At 58.7% G+C, this 18,174-nt stretch carries 12 protein-coding genes and 2 pseudogenes; 6 read left to right on the top strand and 8 right to left on the bottom strand.

Annotated elements, in window-relative coordinates; all coding sequences use genetic code 11:
- Positions 1 to 40 precede the first annotated feature (40 nt).
- Positions 41 to 2,795 (top strand): annotated as a pseudogene (barA, locus tag ABOC21_RS04705) (two-component sensor histidine kinase BarA).
- A 50-nt stretch (positions 2,796 to 2,845) separates the two neighbouring features.
- Here the strand turns inward: barA and ABOC21_RS04700 are convergent.
- The 8 genes and pseudogenes from ABOC21_RS04700 to syd all read right to left on the bottom strand — a co-directional run bounded on the left by ABOC21_RS04700 (position 2,846) and on the right by syd (position 11,325).
- Positions 2,846 to 3,985 (bottom strand): glycerate kinase, encoded by a 1,140-nt coding sequence (locus ABOC21_RS04700; RefSeq protein WP_426812110.1) that lies wholly within the window; start codon positions 3,983 to 3,985, stop codon positions 2,846 to 2,848.
- Positions 3,986 to 4,055: 70 nt separating this feature from the next.
- A complete protein-coding gene (gudD, locus tag ABOC21_RS04695) occupies positions 4,056 to 5,396 on the bottom strand; it encodes a glucarate dehydratase (RefSeq protein WP_426812109.1) in 1,341 nt (446 codons plus the stop codon).
- 18 nt (positions 5,397 to 5,414) lie between these two features.
- Positions 5,415 to 6,754 (bottom strand): annotated as a pseudogene (locus ABOC21_RS04690) (enolase C-terminal domain-like protein).
- Positions 6,755 to 6,756: 2 nt separating this feature from the next.
- Entirely contained in the window at positions 6,757 to 8,109 is a 1,353-nt protein-coding gene (locus ABOC21_RS04685) for an MFS transporter (protein ID WP_426812108.1), read from the bottom strand.
- Positions 8,110 to 8,578: 469 nt separating this feature from the next.
- The gene (locus ABOC21_RS04680) at positions 8,579 to 9,022 is read right to left on the bottom strand and encodes a flavodoxin (RefSeq protein WP_426812107.1); all 444 of its coding nucleotides are present in this window, start codon (positions 9,020 to 9,022) and stop codon (positions 8,579 to 8,581) included.
- Positions 9,023 to 9,024: 2 nt separating this feature from the next.
- Positions 9,025 to 9,819, bottom strand: a complete 795-nt coding sequence (gene truC, locus ABOC21_RS04675) for a tRNA pseudouridine(65) synthase TruC (protein ID WP_426812106.1) — start codon at positions 9,817 to 9,819, stop codon at positions 9,025 to 9,027.
- The gene (locus tag ABOC21_RS04670) at positions 9,819 to 10,148 is read right to left on the bottom strand and encodes a YqcC family protein (protein WP_426812105.1); all 330 of its coding nucleotides are present in this window, start codon (positions 10,146 to 10,148) and stop codon (positions 9,819 to 9,821) included. Before ABOC21_RS04670 ends, truC begins: the two co-directional genes overlap by 1 nt.
- Positions 10,149 to 10,779: 631 nt before the next feature.
- Entirely contained in the window at positions 10,780 to 11,325 is a 546-nt protein-coding gene (syd, locus tag ABOC21_RS04665) for a SecY-interacting protein (RefSeq protein ID WP_426812104.1), read from the bottom strand.
- Between the two features lie 68 nt (positions 11,326 to 11,393).
- Between syd and queF the strand changes: the two genes are divergently transcribed.
- From queF to ABOC21_RS04640, 5 genes are all read left to right on the top strand, one after another.
- Complete coding sequence (gene queF, locus ABOC21_RS04660) at positions 11,394 to 12,239, top strand: NADPH-dependent 7-cyano-7-deazaguanine reductase QueF (protein WP_426812103.1); 846 nt, start codon at positions 11,394 to 11,396, stop codon at positions 12,237 to 12,239.
- A gap of 114 nt (positions 12,240 to 12,353) precedes the next feature.
- Positions 12,354 to 13,721, top strand: a complete 1,368-nt coding sequence (gene ppnN / locus ABOC21_RS04655) for a nucleotide 5'-monophosphate nucleosidase PpnN (protein WP_426812102.1) — start codon at positions 12,354 to 12,356, stop codon at positions 13,719 to 13,721.
- A gap of 608 nt (positions 13,722 to 14,329) precedes the next feature.
- Positions 14,330 to 15,619 (top strand): HAAAP family serine/threonine permease, encoded by a 1,290-nt coding sequence (locus tag ABOC21_RS04650; RefSeq protein ID WP_426812101.1) that lies wholly within the window; start codon positions 14,330 to 14,332, stop codon positions 15,617 to 15,619.
- Between the two features lie 57 nt (positions 15,620 to 15,676).
- Positions 15,677 to 17,044: an L-serine ammonia-lyase gene (locus tag ABOC21_RS04645; protein ID WP_426812100.1), complete on the top strand. Its 1,368-nt coding sequence runs from the start codon at positions 15,677 to 15,679 to the stop codon at positions 17,042 to 17,044.
- 155 nt (positions 17,045 to 17,199) lie between these two features.
- Positions 17,200 to 18,138, top strand: a complete 939-nt coding sequence (locus tag ABOC21_RS04640) for a sulfonate ABC transporter substrate-binding protein (RefSeq protein ID WP_426812099.1) — start codon at positions 17,200 to 17,202, stop codon at positions 18,136 to 18,138.
- The last annotated feature ends 36 nt before the right edge of the window (positions 18,139 to 18,174 follow it).

Raw genomic sequence — 18,174 nt, 5'->3', positions numbered from 1 at the left:
ATCAAATATACTGACTCTTATTCTCCCATAACGGAACCGCATGACCAACTACAGCCTACGTGCTCGCATGATGATTCTTATTCTGGCGCCTACCGTACTTATTGGTTTGTTGCTCAGTATTTTCTTCGTCGCGCATCGCTACCACGACCTGCAGCGGCAGCTGGAAGACGCCGGAGCCAGCATTATCGAGCCGCTGGCGGTCTCCAGTGAATATGGCATGAATTTGCAAAACCGCGAATCTATCGGGCAGCTGATTAGCGTCCTGCACCGTCGTCACTCGGATATTGTGCGCGCAATTTCAATTTATGATTCGCAAAACAGGCTCTTTGTGACCTCCAATTTTCAGCTTAACCCCAGCGAGCTGCGGCTGGACAAGGGGGCCACGTTTCCCCGTCAGCTCAGCGTGACCCGCAAAGGCGACGTGATGATCCTGCGCACCCCGATCGTCTCGGAGAGCTATTCGCCCGACGAGTCGCCGGTGACCGATGCCAAAATGCCCGGCAACATGCTGGGCTACGTGGCCCTCGAACTGGATCTCAAATCGGTACGCCTGCAGCAGTACAAAGAGATTTTTATCTCCAGTGTGATGATGCTGTTCTGCATCGGGATTGCGCTGATTTTCGGCTGGCGGCTGATGCGGGACGTCACCGGGCCGATCCGCAATATGGTCAATACCGTTGACCGCATTCGCCGCGGCCAGCTGGATAGCCGCGTCGAAGGCTTTATGCTCGGCGAGCTGGATATGCTGAAGAACGGCATCAACTCGATGGCGATGTCGCTGGCGGCCTATCATGAAGAGATGCAGCACAATATCGATCAGGCGACCTCCGATCTGCGCGAAACCCTCGAGCAGATGGAGATCCAAAACGTTGAGCTGGATCTGGCGAAAAAGCGCGCTCAGGAAGCCGCGCGCATCAAGTCAGAGTTCCTCGCCAATATGTCCCACGAGCTGCGAACGCCGCTTAACGGCGTGATTGGCTTTACCCGCCTGACGCTGAAAACCGATTTAAACGCCACCCAGCGCGATCACTTGACCACCATCGAGCGCTCCGCCAACAACCTGCTGGCTATCATCAACGACGTGCTGGACTTTTCCAAGCTGGAGGCGGGTAAGCTCATTCTCGAGAGCATCCCGTTCCTGCTGCGCAGTTCGCTGGATGAGGTGGTGACCCTGCTGGCGCACTCGGCCCACGATAAGGGGCTGGAGCTGACGCTGAACATCAAAAATGATGTGCCGGATAATATTATCGGCGACCCGCTGCGCCTGCAGCAGATCGTCACCAACCTGGTGGGCAACGCCATTAAGTTCACCGAGCACGGGAATATCGACGTGCTGGTGGAGCAGCGCGCGATCGGCAACTCCCGCGTGCAGATCGAGATCCAAATCCACGATACCGGAATCGGCATTCCGGAGCGCGACCAGTCGCGGCTATTCCAGGCTTTCCGCCAGGCGGATGCCAGCATCTCCCGCCGTCACGGCGGCACCGGCCTGGGGCTGGTCATTACCCAGCGGCTGGTGAAGGAGATGGGAGGCGATATCTCCTTCCACAGCCAGCCTAACCGCGGTTCAACCTTCTGGTTCCATATCAGCCTCGATCTCAACCCGAACGCTATTCCCGATAGCCCGCCCACCGACTGCCTGCGGGGGAAAACGCTGGCATATATCGAAGCCAACGCGGCGGCGGCCCAGTGCACGATGGAGCTGCTGGCCAACACGCCGCTGGAAGTGGTCTATAGCCCGACGTTTTCCGCGCTGCCGGAGACGCATTACGATATTCTGCTGGCCGGTATTCCGGTTTCCATGCGCGACCTTAACCAGCAAAAGGATAAGCTCACCAAAGCCTGCGCGATGGCGGACAATTTAATTCTCGCGCTCCCCTGCCACGGGCAGATCAACGCTGAAGCGCTGAAGCGCGAGGGGGTGGCCGCCTGCCTGCTTAAGCCGCTGACCTCAACCCGGTTACTCCCCGCGCTAACCGCCTCCTGTCGGACGCAGCCGGCGGTGATGTTGACGCATACCGACAGCAGCAAGCTGCCGATGACGGTGATGGCGGTTGACGATAATCCGGCAAACCTGAAGCTTATCGGCGTGCTGCTGGAAGACCTGGTCCAGCACGTCACGCTATGCGAGAGCGGCCAGCGTTCCGTGGAGCTGGCCAGGGAGATGCAGGCTGGATCTGGTGCTGATGGATATTCAGATGCCGGATATGGACGGCATTCGCGCCTGCGAGCTCATCCGCCACCTTCCCCACCATCAGCAAACGCCGGTCATCGCGGTCACGGCCCACGCGCTGGAGGGGCAAAAAGAGAAACTACTGAGCGCCGGCATGAACGACTACCTGGCAAAACCGATTGAAGAGGAGAAGCTGCACAGCCTGCTGCTGCGCTATCAGCCGGGGATGCACGCCGCAGCGCCGCCGGCGGCCGAGGTGATTGAAGCCCCGATCGATCATAACGTCACCCTCAACTGGCAGCTGGCGCTGCGGCAGGCGGCGATGAAGCCGGACCTGGCGCGGGAGATGCTGCAGATGCTGATCGCCTTCATGCCGGAGGTGCGCAACAAGGTGGAAGAGCAGCTGGTGGGCGAAGAGCCGGAAGGGCTGCTGGATTTGATTCATAAGCTTCACGGGAGCTGCAGCTACAGCGGCGTGCCCCGGCTGAAGAAGCTGTGTCAGACCATCGAGAGCCAGCTGCGCGCGGGAACCGCCGCCGAGGATCTGGAGCCCGAGCTTCTGGAACTGCTGGATGAGATGGATAACGTCACGCGGGAAGCGTGCAGGCTCATGGGCGTCTAGCCCGGCTGACTCTGCGGGTCCAGGCAGCGGCCCGGCCCCGCAGAGCGCAGCTACAGCTTCTGCCCCATTTTCAGTATCGCCGCCACGTTGCGCGCCGTCATGCGCACATTATCGGCGGCATTTCCCAGCGCCTCTTCGAGCGTGCAGACGGAATAGAGTACGCTGAAGACCGCATCCAGCCCGTGCTGATGCACCACGCCCACGTCCGCGCTCAGGCTGCCGGCAATGCCAATCACCGGGATATCGTAGCTTTTCGCCACCTTAGCCACCCCAACCGGCACCTTGCCGTGGATAGTCTGGCTGTCAATACGCCCTTCGCCGGTGATCACGAGGTCAGCGTCCGCCACCCGCTCGGCGAGACGCAGCGCGTCGGTCACAATCTCAATCCCCGGGCGCAGCCTCGCTCCGCAAAACGCGTAGAGCGCGGCGCCCATTCCGCCCGCCGCTCCGCCGCCCTCAAGATTGAGGACATCAATGTCGAGGTCGCGATGGATAATTTGCGCGAAATGCGCCAGCGCGCGATCGAGGCGAGCGATCATCTCCGGCGTCGCCCCTTTCTGCGGGCCAAATACCGCCGTTGCCCCTTCCGGGCCGGTTAGCGGATTGGTGACGTCGCAGGCCACCTCGATGCGGCAATCCGCCAGCCGTTGATCCAGCTCGCGGAGGTCAATCTTCGCCAGCTGCTCCAGCATCGCGCCGCCGGCCGCGATCTGCCGGTTATCTTCCGTCAGCAGCTTTGCGCCCAGCGCCTGCACCATTCCGGCGCCGCCGTCGTTAGTGGCGCTGCCGCCGATACCGATAATGATTTGCTTCACGCCGCTATCCAGCGCGTGGCGGATCAGCTCGCCGGTTCCCCAGCTGGTGGTGAGCAGCGGATTACGGCGCGCCGGCGGTACGCTTTCCAGGCCGCTGGCCGCCGCCATTTCGATATAGGCGCAGCGTTCGTCGCCGGAAAGGCCGTAAAAGGCGTCCACCGGCTCGCCGAGAGGGCCGGTAACGACAGCCCGCACCAGATGCCCCTGAGTGGCGGCGACCATCGCTTCGACGGTCCCCTCGCCGCCGTCGGCGACCGGTAGCTTGAGGTACTCTGCGTCGGGATAAATCTCCCTGAACCCCTGCTCTATCGCGGTCGCTACGCCCAGCGCACTCAGGCTCTCCTTGTATGAATCCGGTGCAATGACTATTTTCATAAGCCGTCCTTAACATGAACCAACGCCAGCGATCCAAAAGCGACCGGCTCCCGCAGGAACCGGTTTGTCCTCAGCGCACCATGCACGGGCGCTTGTTGTCAAACGTCCACTCGGGGATCAGATACTGCATCGCCATCGCATCGTCGCGAGCGCCCAGACCGTGCTTTTTATACAGTTCATTAGCCTGCATAACGCGGTCCATATCGAGCTCTACGCCAAGGCCAGGCGTCGACGGTACCTGCACCATACCACCTTTGATCTCAAAAGGTTGTCGGGTCAAACGCTGGTTCCCTTCCTGCCAGATCCAGTGGGTATCAATGGCGGTGACCTTACCCGGCGCCGCCGCCGCGACGTGGGTGAACATCGCCAGCGAGATATCAAAATGGTTGTTCGAATGCGAGCCCCAGGTCAGGCCAAACTCATGGCACATCTGGGCCACGCGAACCGAACCCTGCATGGTCCAGAAGTGCGGATCGGCCAGCGGGATATCAACCGACTGCAGCGACAGGGTGTGCCCCATCTGCCGCCAGTCGGTGGCAATCATATTGGTCGCCGTTGGCAGACCGGTGGCGCGGCGGAATTCCGCCATCACCTCACGGCCGGAGTAGCCCTGCTCGGCCCCGCACGGATCTTCCGCATAGGCCAGCACCCCTTTCAGCGCTTTGCCGATGGCGATGGCCTCGTCGAGCAGCCAGGCGCCGTTCGGGTCAAGCGTCACCCGCGCCTGCGGGAAACGTTTCGCCAGCGCGACGATGGACTCGGCCTCCTCCTCGCCGGCCAGCACGCCGCCTTTGAGTTTGAAATCGTTGAAGCCATACTTTTCGTAGGCCGCTTCCGCCAGGCGCACGACGGCGTCCGGGGTCATAGCCTCTTCGTGGCGCAGCCGGTACCAGTCGCACTTCTCATCCGTCTGGCTCTGATAGGCCAGCGGCGTGGCCTGGCGATTGCCGACGAAGAACAGGTAGCCGAGCATTTCCACTTCGCTGCGCTGCTGCCCGTCGCCCAGCAGCGAAGCCACGTTCACGCCGAGGTGCTGGCCAAGCAGGTCCAGCAGCGCCGCTTCAATCCCGGTCACTACATGAATAGTGGTACGCAGGTCGAAGGTTTGCAAACCGCGGCCGCCGGCATCGCGATCGGCAAACTGCTGGCGAACGGCGCCGAGCACGTTTTTATATTCGCCGAGAGTTTTGCCGACCACCAGCGCCGCGGCCTCCTCCAGCGTCTGGCGGATCTTCTCGCCGCCAGGAATTTCGCCCACCCCGGTATGACCCGAGTTATCTTTAATAATCACAATATTGCGGGTGAAGTACGGGGCGTGCGCGCCGCTGAGATTCATCAGCATGCTGTCGTGGCCGGCCACCGGGATAACCTGCATAGAAGCGACTACCGGCGTTGAGAATTGCGTCGTCATGATTTAATCCTTTTCTAATTAATCGCGGCCGAAAACGGGACGTTTGCGGTCAAATTTCCACCCCGGGATCAGGTACTGCATCGGCCCTGCGTCGTTTCGCGCCCCTCCGGGCAGCGTCTTATAGGCCTCGTGCGCTTTTTGCACCTGCTCCCAGTCCACTCCACGCCCAGACCCGGCGCGTCCGGCACGGCAATTCTGCCGTTTTCAATCTGCAGCGGATTTTTGGTCAGGCGGCAGTCGCCCTCCTGCCAAATCCAGTGAGTATCGATGGCGGTCGGATTGCCCGGCGCCGCCGCGCCGACATGGGTAAACATGGCCAGAGAAATGTCGAAGTGGTTATTTGAGTGGCAGCCCCACGTCAGCCCCCAATCATCGCACAGCTGCGCAACACGCACCGCGCCGGATAGCGTCCAGAAGTGCGGATCGGCGAGCGGGATATCCACCGCATTGAGCATCACCGCGTGCCCCATTTCACGCCAGTTAGTGGCAATCATATTGGTTGCCACCGGCAGGCCGGTGGCGCGGCGGAATTCCGCCATCACTTCCCGACCGAAAAATCCCTGTTCGGCGCCGCAGGGATCTTCGGCGTAGGTCAGCACATCCTGCAGGCCTTTGCACAGTTCAATGGCCTCATCCAGCAGCCAGGCGCCGTTCGGATCGACGGTAATACGCGCATCCGGGAAGCGTTTTTTCAGCGCGCGAGCTGTGTCAATCTCCCGCTCGCCCGGCAGCACGCCGCCCTTAAGCTTGAAATCTTTAAAGCCGTAGCGATCCTGGGCGGCTTCGGCGAGGCGGACCACCGCTTCGCCGCTCAGCGCCTCCTGATGCCGCAGGTGGTACCAGTCATGCTGGCCCGGAGTGGTCTCCAGATACGGCAGATCCGTTTTATTGCGATCGCCGATATAGAAGAGATAGCCGAGAACGGTGACCGCGTCGCGCTGTTTACCCGGCCCCAGCAGTTCGCAGACCGGAACATTCAGCGCTTTGCCCAGCAGATCCAGCAGCGCAGCTTCCAGCGCCGCCACCGCGTTAACCCGCAGCTCAAAGGTCCAGGCGCCTTTACCGAAGGTGTCGAAATCCGCCGCCTGATTGCCTTTATGCACCTGCTGAACCACTTTGTTCAGGCGCGCAATCTCCTGCCCCAGCACCTGCGGAATAGCGTCCACCAGCGTCTGATAGATCACCTCGCCGCCGGGGGCCTCGCCGATACCGGTGTTGCCCGCGCTGTCGGTGAGTACCACAATATTGCGGGTAAACCAGGCGCTGTGCGCGCCGCCAATATTCAGCAGCATACTGTCATGCCCGGCAACCGGGATCACCTTCATGTCGGTGACGATCGGAGTAGATTGAGTATTCATCGTTAGCGTTCCCCAACAGGTTTCAGTTCGATGCGTTTAATATCCCCCACCAGCACCAGGTAGCTCAGCACCGCCACCAGCGCATGTATCCCGACATAAATCAGCGCGCCGTTGAACGAGCCCGTGGTGCCGACGATGTAGCCGATCGCGATAGGCGTGACGATGCCGGAGATGTTGCCGAACATGTTGAACAGGCCGCCGGAGAGGCCGCTGATCTCTTTCGGGGCGGTATCCGCCATCACCGCCCAGCCCAGCGCGCCGATGCCCTTGCCGAAGAAGGCCATCGCCATAAAGCCGATAATCATCCATTCCGCGTTAACGTAGTTACAGAACACCATCACCATCGACAGCAGCATGCCGAGCACGATGGGAGTTTTGCGGGCAATGTTCAGCGAGCCGGTGCGGCGCATCAGCCAGTCGGAGATAATGCCGCCCAGCACGCCGCCGGCAAAACCGCAGATGGCGGGCACGGAGGCGACAAAGCCGGCTTTCAGAATCGACATGCCACGCGCCTGCACCAGATAGACCGGGAACCAGGTGATAAAGAAGTAGGTCAGCGCGTTGATGCAGTACTGGCCGATGTAGATCCCGACCATCATGCGCGATCCGATCAGCTGCCTGATCTGATCCCATTTTTCACTGAACGAAACTTTCTGCGCGCTTTTCTTCTGATCCATATTGATCAGCGCGCCGCCTTCGGCAATGTACTCCAGCTCCTTCTTGTTGACGCCGGGATGTTGATTCGGCTCGTGGATCACTTTCAGCCACACGAAGCTAATCACGATCCCCAATCCGCCCATAAAGAAGAAGACGTGGGACCAGCCGACCTCATGGGTTAACCAGCCCATGATCGGCGCGAAGATGACGGTGGCGAAGTATTGCGCGGAGTTGAAAATAGCCACCGCCGTGCCCCGCTCCTGCGCCGGGAACCAGGCGGCAACGATGCGGCTGTTGCCGGGAAAAGAGGGAGACTCCGCCAGCCCAACCAGAAAGCGTAGGGTAAACAGGGCGACAATAATGCCGAAACCGCTAAAGATATCGACGAAGCCCTGCAGGAGAGTAAACATCGACCAAATGAAGATCGACCAAAAATAGACCCGCTTTGAGCCGAAGCGATCGAGCAGCCAACCGCCGGGGATCTGTCCAATGACGTAGGCCCATGAGAACGCTGAAAAAACGTAGCCCATGCCCACCGCGTCGAGGCCAATATCTTTGGCCATTTCCGAGCCGGCAATCGATAGCGTCGCGCGATCGCCGTAGTTAAAAGAGGTGACGATAAACAGCATCACCACTATCCAGTAGCGGGCGTTGGTGCGTTTTTCCGCGCCGCTCGCCGCCTGACTTAATGTACTCATTGTTGCACTCCTGAATCATAGCAATTAGCTACGTTCATTCTGAACAGCACAACCTGTAGGGTAGTCAGAATGACGTGTTGGTGTTTTCGTTTTATCCGGCATTTTGCTTTTTCAAACTGGCAGGGAAAGTATAAAAAGAGGACCTGGCCGGCTCACCGTGCACATACACAGCTTTGCGGGACGTGCTGAAATCGATTTATGGCTTATGCCTAATCAGATGGGGGGTAGTTCACGGAAATGAAAAGCAGTCGCCGCCTGGCGCGATCGGCGACGACGCAAACGACAGGAGTGTGAAATATCTCTCTTGACCCGGTGAAACCGCCGGAAAAAAACCGCGTTATTGAAAAGGTTATCAGGCAGATGCCTGACCCCCGGCGAGCGGGCGCGGGTACGATCCCGTTGAGCGTTTATCCGGCGCGGGCCTGCAGAAGGGACGCCCTCTACGTAGAGAGCGTCGCTTTGCGTCCGCCTATTCGAGTAGGGTCGCCCACTGTTCAACCCACGAGTTGGAGACGCTTTCGGGCTCCGGGTCTTCGCTGGCGTCAATCAGCAGCATGTCGCCGACGCGCTTTGCGCCCTGCTCCTGCAGCAGCGCATCAAAGGTTTTGCCGCCGCCGCAGAAGTTAGCGTAGGTGCTATCGCCGAGCGCGATGATGCCGTAGCGCAGGTGCGGCTGGTACATATCCTTAATGCCTTCGTACAGCGGGACGATGCTATCCGGCAGATCGCCCTGCCCGGTCGTTGACGTCACGACCAGCACGTATTTTCCGCTATAGGGTTCCCAGTCCTGAACTTGCGGATCTTCGAACACCTTCGCTTTATGGCCCAGACCGCTCAAAATGGCTTCAGCTTCTTCTGCGACCAGCAGCGCGTTACCGTACATCGTACCGACAAAAATCCCGACTTCTGCCATGTTTATCTCCCTGGATTGACCTCAATTCGTTCATCCTGACCGCTGTCGTCAGCAAACTCAACCCTTTCATTTAGCGGCAGAAGGCCGCGCCAGCCAAACTGCGACAGCGCCCGCATCCACACATCGTCCAGGCCGGCGCGAATGACCAGCGGCTCGCCGGTAAACGGATGGGTTAACGAGAGCTGGCTGGCGTGCAGCATCAGGCGGTCGCAGGCAAAGTTTTCAGCCGCGCTGCGGTTCTGCCGCAGATCGCCATGCTTGCTGTCGCCGATAATCGGGTGGCGCAGGTGGGAGAGATGGCGGCGCAGCTGGTGCTTACGTCCCGTTTTAGGTTCCAGTTCAACCAGGCTGTAGCGCGTCGTCGGATAACGTCCGGTGGCGACCGGCATTTCCACCGTCGCCAGGCCACGATAGTGGGTCATCGCCGGCTGCGGGCCTTTATCTTCGCGCGCAAATTTATCGGCGATTTTATCCAGCTCTTCAACCAGCGGATAATCGAGCAGCGCCTCTTCGGTCAGCCAGCCGCGGGCAATGGCGTGGTAGCGTTTTTGCATCTGGTGCTGTTCAAACTGCTGCGACAGCCGCCTTCCCGCCTCGCTCGATAGCCCCATCAGCAGAACGCCGGAGGTCGGTCTGTCGAGACGATGGGCGGTAAAGACGTGCTGGCCGAGCTGGTCACGCACCGTTTGCATAACCACCACTTTCTCGTCGCGATCCAGCCAGCTGCGGTGGACCAGCCAGCCGGAAGGCTTATTGACCGCCACCAGCCACTCGTCCTGATAGATAATTTCCAGCATCAGGCGTTGTCGCTCGCAAAGAGGGCATCGAGCAGCAGCAGCTCGGCCAGCACGCGCTCGCGCAGCGGATGGGCGGCATCAAGGGCCATCTCATAATAAGGCGAGACGGCAAAACTCTGCGGCAGCGGCTGCTCGCCATCCAGCAGCTGATGCATACGAGGGAGCAGCACCCACTGCAGCCACTCCAGCGGCTCCATGGTATCCATGCAGAACGGGCTGTCGCTGGCAAAGGCGCTGCTTTGCGGCGCGTTTTCCTGCCAGTACCGCGTGTCGCGCAGCAGCGCTTCAATAGCATGCAGGCGCGCGCGCACGCTGAGGTGAAGAGTCATGGGGGAACCTCGATGAGTTGTAAACCGGCGCAGAATAGCAAATTCAGAAGAGAAATAAAAAAAGGGAGCACTGTATAAACAGTGCTCCCGGTTCGTTTCGCAGCAATCCGGCTACATTGGTGCTCCCTGCTCGTCCGTGAAAACTTTTCCTGAGGTCTCCTGACCATGTTCATCCATAAACCAGTGCGTCCTGCTTTCACACCACCCCGATGTGAAATTACCTGTCCTTAAGTCTATCCCGATCTTCCTGATCCACCGTTCATCATGAGCGGCTCACGTTCTCCATCCTGGAGGTGTCCTTTACGCAATCCTGCGTTATCCTGTGCTTCATCCTGAAGCCTGTCCTTGCTGCGCCTTCCCGGCGGGTCCTGCAGAAGCGTCATCATCCTGATGTTCACTTCATTTCGCGACTTCCTGTCGACGTAGATAGGATCCCTGATTCCGCCTCGTCTTACAAGCCTTCATACGACAATCTCTTAAGATTAGTCACCACTGGAAAAGACGATATAAAACCTAACCAATTGAATTTATTTTGTTTATTAAAAATTAAAAAGTTGAAAAATGACTTAAATGATGACGATCTCTTACAGGTCTTGTAAGAGATCTCTCACAAATGCGCAGGCAGGACGGGTTAAACAACCGGCTCAAGCTGGTTCAGAAAACTCGCAATGGAGGGAGCAAGGGTCGTACGCTTGCGCGTGCCGAGCGTCTCTTTGAGGACTTCGCCCCTCAGGTTACAAACGGAAATAACCTCCAGCTCGCTGTCCAGCGTGGCGATAAACAGCGTCGGCGACAGCTTGAGGCGTTTTTGCACCACCAGATGACCAATCAGATTTTCCTGCATGCGCTGGAAGTCATCCGGGCTCCAGGTTTGCAGCAGGGTCATCGTTTCACCGGCAAAGCGCGCCTGCATATCGCCGGCAAACTGGGTGGTATAAAAACTATGAGCCGGCGGTTGTACCACAATATCCAGGGCCCTTTCAACCGCGCTGATATTGGCGGCGAGGGAAAAGGGCTGCGGTTGCCAGAAAACAGCGTCGGCGTCCGTCGAGCTGATGCAGGGCGACGGGATGCCGTAAAGCTCTTCGCTGCGCGGCAGGCTTGCGCGCTGCTGCTGCCAGGCGTCGCAATAACGTTGGGTAAATGCTTGCAGCGCTTCTGCGGTCTGATTGTCCACCGGTTTATCTCTTCACGTTAGCCAGGATACACTTAGCAAATAGTGTACCCGCTTTACTATGGTGAAACATGTCTTCTTATGAGAATCATCAGGCTCTGGCCGGCCTGACGCTCGGTAAATCAACCGATTACCGCGATACCTACGACGCATCCCTGCTGCAGGGCGTGCCGCGCAGCCTGAACCGCGACCCGCTCGGCCTCCACGCCGACAGCCTGCCCTTCCACGGCGGCGATATCTGGACGTTGTACGAACTCTCCTGGCTGAACGCAAAAGGCCTGCCGCAGGTGGCGGTGGGCCACGTCGAGCTGAGCGATACCAGCGTGAACCTGGTGGAGTCCAAGAGCTTTAAGCTCTATCTCAACAGCTTTAACCAGACCCGCTTCGCCGACTGGCAGGAGGTGCAGGCGACCCTGACGCGCGACCTTAGCGCCTGCGCCCAGGGCGAGGTGACGGTTGCGCTTTATCGCCTCGACGAACTCGAAGGCCAGCCGGTGGCCCATCTGCACGGCACCTGCATCGACGATCAGGATATCGCGATCGATAACTATGAATTCAGCACCGACTACCTGCTGGGCGCCGCCGGCGACAACATCGTCGAAGAGACGCTGGTAAGCCATCTGCTGAAATCCAACTGCCTGATCACCCATCAGCCGGACTGGGGTTCGGTGCAAATCCATTATCGTGGGCCAAAAATCGATCGCGAAAAGCTGCTGCGCTACCTGGTCTCGTTCCGCCATCACAACGAGTTTCACGAGCAGTGCGTCGAGCGGATCTTCAACGACCTCCTGCGCTTCTGCCGGCCGCAATCGCTCTCCGTCTACGCCCGCTATACCCGCCGCGGCGGCCTCGACATCAACCCGTGGCGCAGCAACGCGGACTTTGTTCCGGCTATCGCTCGCCTGGCGCGCCAGTAGTAAAGAATTTTCACAACTTTGCGTGCGTTCACGCGTACGCAAGGTTGTGGAAACGCCGCAGGCAAGGCTATTGTAATCACAGGAAGACGATAATCGTCCTGTTAAGGAGTTCACTTGATTACACATGTTAGCCCGCTTGGTTCAATGGATATGCTGTCACAGCTGGAAGTGGATATGCTTAAACGCACCGCCAGCAGCGACCTGTATCAACTCTTTCGCAACTGTTCGCTTGCCGTGCTCAACTCGGGGAGCCTGACCGATAACAGCAAAGAGCTGCTGTCTCGTTTTGAAAACTTCGATATTAACGTGCTGCGTCGCGAACGCGGCGTGAAGCTGGAACTGATCAACCCGCCGGAAGAGGCGTTCGTTGACGGGCGTATTATCCGTTCCCTGCAGGCCAACCTGTTTGCCGTGCTGCGCGACATCCTGTTCGTTTACGGGCAGATTCATAATACCGTTCGTCTGCCGAACCTCGACCTCGAAAGTTCGGTGCATATCACCAACCTGGTGTTCTCGATTCTGCGTAACGCCCGCGCCCTGCACGTCGGCGAAGCGCCAAATATGATCGTCTGCTGGGGCGGCCACTCGATTAATGAGACCGAATATCTCTACGCCCGCCGCGTCGGGACCCAGCTCGGCCTGCGCGAGCTGAATATCTGCACCGGCTGCGGCCCGGGAGCGATGGAAGCGCCGATGAAAGGCGCCGCGGTCGGTCATGCCCAGCAGCGCTACAAAGACAGCCGCTTTATCGGCATGACCGAACCTTCGATTATTGCCGCCGAGCCGCCGAACCCGCTGGTGAACGAACTGATCATCATGCCGGATATCGAAAAACGCCTCGAGGCGTTCGTGCGTATTGCCCACGGTATCATTATCTTCCCGGGCGGGGTGGGGACGGCGGAAGAGCTGCTCTATCTGCTGGGCATTCTGATGCACCCGGCCAACAAGTCGCAGGTCCTGCCGCTGATCCTCACCGGACCAAAAGAGAGCGCGAACTATTTCCGCGTGCTGGATGAGTTCATCGTCCACACCATGGGCGAATCGGCGCGCCGCCACTACCGGATTATCATTGACGACGCCAGCGAAGTTGCGCGTCAGCTGAAGAAAGCGATGCCGCTGGTGAAAGAGAGCCGCCGGGAAACCGATGACGCCTACAGCTTTAACTGGTCGATTCGTATTTCGCCGGACCTGCAGATGCCGTTCGAGCCGACGCACGAAAATATGGCCAATCTCAAGCTCTACCCGGATCAGCCGGTAGAGGTGCTGGCTGCGGATCTGCGCCGCGCCTTCTCCGGGATCGTCGCCGGGAACGTCAAAGAGGTCGGCATCCAGGCGATTGAAAAATACGGCCCCTATAAGCTGCACGGCGATGCGGAGATCATGCGCCGGATGGACGATCTGCTGCAGGGCTTCGTCGCCCAGCACCGCATGAAGCTACCGGGCGGCAGCGCCTATATTCCTTGCTATGAAATAGGCTCCTGAGCTCTGCTGTAACTCTTCCCGGGCGGCGGCTGACGCCCTGCCCGGGCAATTCAATCCCGCACGCTGTACGTCTGCATTACAACCCTCCAGCTCTCCAGCTCTCCAGCTCTCCAGCTCTCCAGCTCTCCAGCCTCTCCAGCACGATAATCTGCCGACCCCGACCTCCCTGCGCGTCCTGTCAGAAATTCATTTCAGCCGTGAATGCTTTGTAGATTTTCACAAAGCCAATCGTTTGCCTTTCCGAAAACAGCAACAAATATCACCACAAAAAAGATATTTGAGAGCTAAAACATCGAGAACATCCCATTTTAATAGCAAAAACCTCGTTATTACGCCGCCACGCTTTTATCTCATATGCTGCAAATGTTAGCCTTCGCGCCACAAATATCTGGCTGAACATCAGAAACAGACTGTTGGACTAAAAATACCCACCTTGAAAGTGGATTATTGCAATTGAGATCGAGATCACTGATAGATTTCCAATATGAATGTATCTTTCCGCCCCACTTGTTACGGAGAAAATCACGAAAAAACCGTAAACAAACGAATTTAATATTACTTAATTGATTTTATTTATTATTTTTTGTCGCTTCCTCCAGGAGATACAGATGGAAACCACGCAAACCAGCACTATCGTTTCGGGCGCAACCCGCAGCGGATGGCGCAAAACGGACACTATGTGGATGCTGGGCCTGTACGGCACGGCTATCGGCGCGGGCGTTCTGTTCCTGCCGATCAACGCCGGGGTCGGCGGCCTGATCCCCCTGATCATCATGGCTATTCTGGCTTTCCCGATGACCTTCTTTGCCCACCGCGGGATGACCCGTTTTGTGCTTTCCGGTAAGAATCCGGGCGAGGACATCACCGAAGTCGTCGAAGAACACTTTGGCGTTGGCGCCGGTAAGCTGATTACCCTGCTCTACTTCTTTGCTATCTACCCGATTCTGCTGGTTTATAGCGTCGCGATTACCAATACCGTCGAGAGCTTCATGCAGCACCAGCTGCACATGACGCCGCCGCCGCGCGCGATCCTCTCGCTGATCCTGATCGTCGGCATGATGACCATCGTGCGCTTCGGTGAGCAGATGATTGTTAAAGCGATGAGCGTACTGGTGTTCCCGTTTGTGGTCGCCCTGATGATTCTGGCGCTGTATCTGATCCCTGAATGGAACGGCGCGGCGCTGGAAACCCTCTCCCTGAGCAGCGCAACCTCTACCGGCAACGGCCTGTGGATGACCCTGTGGCTGGCGATTCCGGTGATGGTCTTCTCCTTTAACCACTCACCGATCATCTCCTCCTTCGCCGTGGCGAAGCGTGAAGAGTACGGTCAGGGCGCAGAGAAAAAATGCTCCAGCATCCTCGCTCGCGCGCACATCATGATGGTGCTCACCGTAATGTTCTTCGTCTTCAGCTGCGTACTGAGCCTCTCCCCGGCGGACCTGGCGGCGGCGAAAGCTCAGAACATTTCGATTCTCTCTTACCTGGCGAACCACTTTAACGCCCCGCTGATTGCCTGGATGGCGCCGATCATTGCGATGATTGCTATCACCAAATCCTTCCTCGGCCACTATCTGGGCGCTCGTGAAGGCTTTAACGGCATGGTGATTAAATCCCTGCGTGGTAAAGGTAAAACCATCGAAATCAATAAGCTGAACAAGATCACCGCGCTGTTCATGCTGGTCACCACCTGGATCGTGGCAACGCTGAACCCAAGCATTCTGGGGATGATCGAAACCCTCGGCGGCCCGATTATCGCGATGATTCTGTTCCTGATGCCGATGTACGCGATTCAGAAAGTCCCGGCGATGCGCAAATACAGCGGCCACGTCAGCAACGTCTTCGTGGTACTGATGGGTCTGATTGCTATCTCCGCAATTTTCTACTCTCTGTTCAGCTAATCTCCCCCTCGCGCCGCCCGCCGGCGGCGCGCTTTCCGACAGTTCTGGATGTGCATCATGATCAGCGTATTCGATATCTTTAAAATCGGCATTGGCCCTTCCAGCTCCCACACCGTGGGGCCAATGAAAGCGGGCAAACAGTTCACCGACGACCTTATCGCACGCGGGCTGCTTGCCAGGGTCACCACCGTCATCGTCGACGTATACGGCTCCCTTTCCCTGACCGGCAAAGGCCACCACACCGACATTGCGATTATTATGGGCCTGGCGGGCAACATGCCCGATAGCGTCGATATTGACGCGATCCCTGCGTTTATTCAGGACGTCAACACCCACGGGCGCCTGATGCTGGCAAACGGCCAGCAGGAAGTCGACTTCCCGGTTGACCGCTGCATGAATTTCCATGCCGACAACCTGTCGCTGCATGAAAACGGCATGCGCATTACCGCCCTGGGCGGCGACAAGGTGCTCTATACCCAGACTTACTACTCCATCGGCGGCGGGTTTATTGTCGATGAAGAACATTTCGGCCTGACCAATGAAGCGCCGCCCGTGGTGCCTTATCCGTACAAAAATGCGGCCGACCTGCAAAGACACTGCCGCGAAAGCGGGCTCTCGCTTTCCGGCCTGATGATGCAAAACGAGCTGGCATTGCACAGCAAAGAAGAGCTGGAGCAGCACTTCGCCGCGGTCTGGGAAGTGATGAGCGGCGGTATTGAGCGCGGCATCAGCACCGAAGGGGTGCTGCCGGGCAAGCTGCGGGTTCCGCGCCGTGCCGCCGCCCTGCGCCGAATGCTGGTCAGCCAGGACAATACCAACAGCGACCCGATGGCGGTGGTTGACTGGATCAATATGTTCGCCCTGGCGGTGAACGAAGAGAACGCCGCCGGCGGCCGCGTGGTCACCGCGCCGACCAACGGCGCCTGCGGCATTGTGCCAGCGGTACTGGCCTACTACGATAAGTTTATCCGCAAGGTTAACGCCAACTCGCTGGCGCGCTACCTGCTGGTGACCAGCGCGATTGGCTCGCTGTATAAGATGAACGCCTCGATTTCCGGCGCCGAAGTGGGCTGCCAGGGCGAGGTCGGGGTGGCCTGTTCGATGGCGGCGGCCGGCTTAACCGAGCTGCTGGGCGGCAGCCCGGGCCAGGTGTGCATCGCCGCGGAAATCGGTATGGAGCACAACCTGGGCCTGACCTGCGACCCGGTAGCCGGCCAGGTTCAGGTGCCGTGCATCGAGCGTAACGCCATCGCCGCCGTCAAGGCGGTGAACGCGGCGCGGATGGCGCTGCGCCGCACCAGCGAACCGCGCGTGTGCCTCGATAAGGTTATCGAGACGATGTACGAAACCGGCAAGGATATGAACGCCAAGTACCGCGAAACGTCGCGCGGCGGCCTGGCGATGAAGATCGTCGCCTGCGATTAAGCCCGCTCCAGCCCGGCAGCCGCGCCTGCCGGGCACTCCCCCGCCCTCCCCGCCGCGCCAACCGCTATTTTTGTTATATAGACTAAAATTTAGTTATTTATTGGTTATAAGGGCAATTTGTTACCTTACGCTTAACCGCTACAGGAGAACAAATCATGTCCAAAAGGTTCCATCTGGCCGTACTGCCGCTGGTGCTCGGCCTCTCTGCTTCCGCGCTGGCACAGGCGCCGGAAACCGTTAACATCGGCTATCAAAAAGCCAATATTTTCGCCCTGCTGAAATATCGCGGCACCCTCGATGAGACCTTCAAAAAACAGGGGATCGCCGTGCGCTGGATCGAGTTTCCCGCCGGTCCGCAGATGCTGGAAGGGCTGAACGTCGGCAGTATCGACCTGGCGGCCACCGGCGACGCTCCGCCGGCATTCGCGCAGGCAGCACAGGCGGATCTGGTCTATCTCGCCCACTCCCCGGCGAACCCCAAAACCGAAGCCATCGTGGTGCCGGAAAACTCGACGATTCGCAGCGTGGCCGACCTGAAAGGCAAACGCGTGGGGCTGAATAAAGGCTCCGACGTCAACTATCTGCTGGTAGCCGCGCTGGAAAAAGCCGGGCTGAGCTATAAAGATATCACGCCGGTCTATCTGCCTCCGGCCGATGCCCGCGCCGCCTTCCAGCGCGGCGCCATTGATGCCTGGGTTATCTGGGACCCGTACCTTGCCGAAGTCGAAACTAACGCCAAAGCGCGGCAGATCCGCAACGCTGAAGGGCTGGTGCCGCACTACACTTTCTATCTCGCCAGCCGCAAATTTGCCGAAAACCATCCGGATACGGCAAAACAGGTGGTGGATGAGTTACGCCAGCTCAGCGACTGGGCTAACGCCCATCAGGACGACGCTGCCGGGATTTTGGCGACCTCAACCGGGCTGGATAAGGCCATCTGGCTGAAAGCGCTCGCCCGCCTGCCCTACGGCGCCGAACGCATGACGCCTGCGGTCTATAACGAACAGCAGGCGCTGGCGGATACCTTCACCCGCGTTGGCCTGCTGCCGGTCAAAGTGGACGTGCGCAGCGCCACCTGGTCGCAGGATAAATAGTGTTTAACGGCGACGGTTTTCCCCGTCGCCTCCTTC

The organism is Klebsiella sp. WOUb02 (assembly GCF_050058015.1).
In the GTDB taxonomy this organism is placed as follows: domain Bacteria; phylum Pseudomonadota; class Gammaproteobacteria; order Enterobacterales; family Enterobacteriaceae; genus Klebsiella.
Note: the sequence above shows the minus strand (reverse complement) of the source record. Positions and strands in the feature narration are given on the sequence as shown.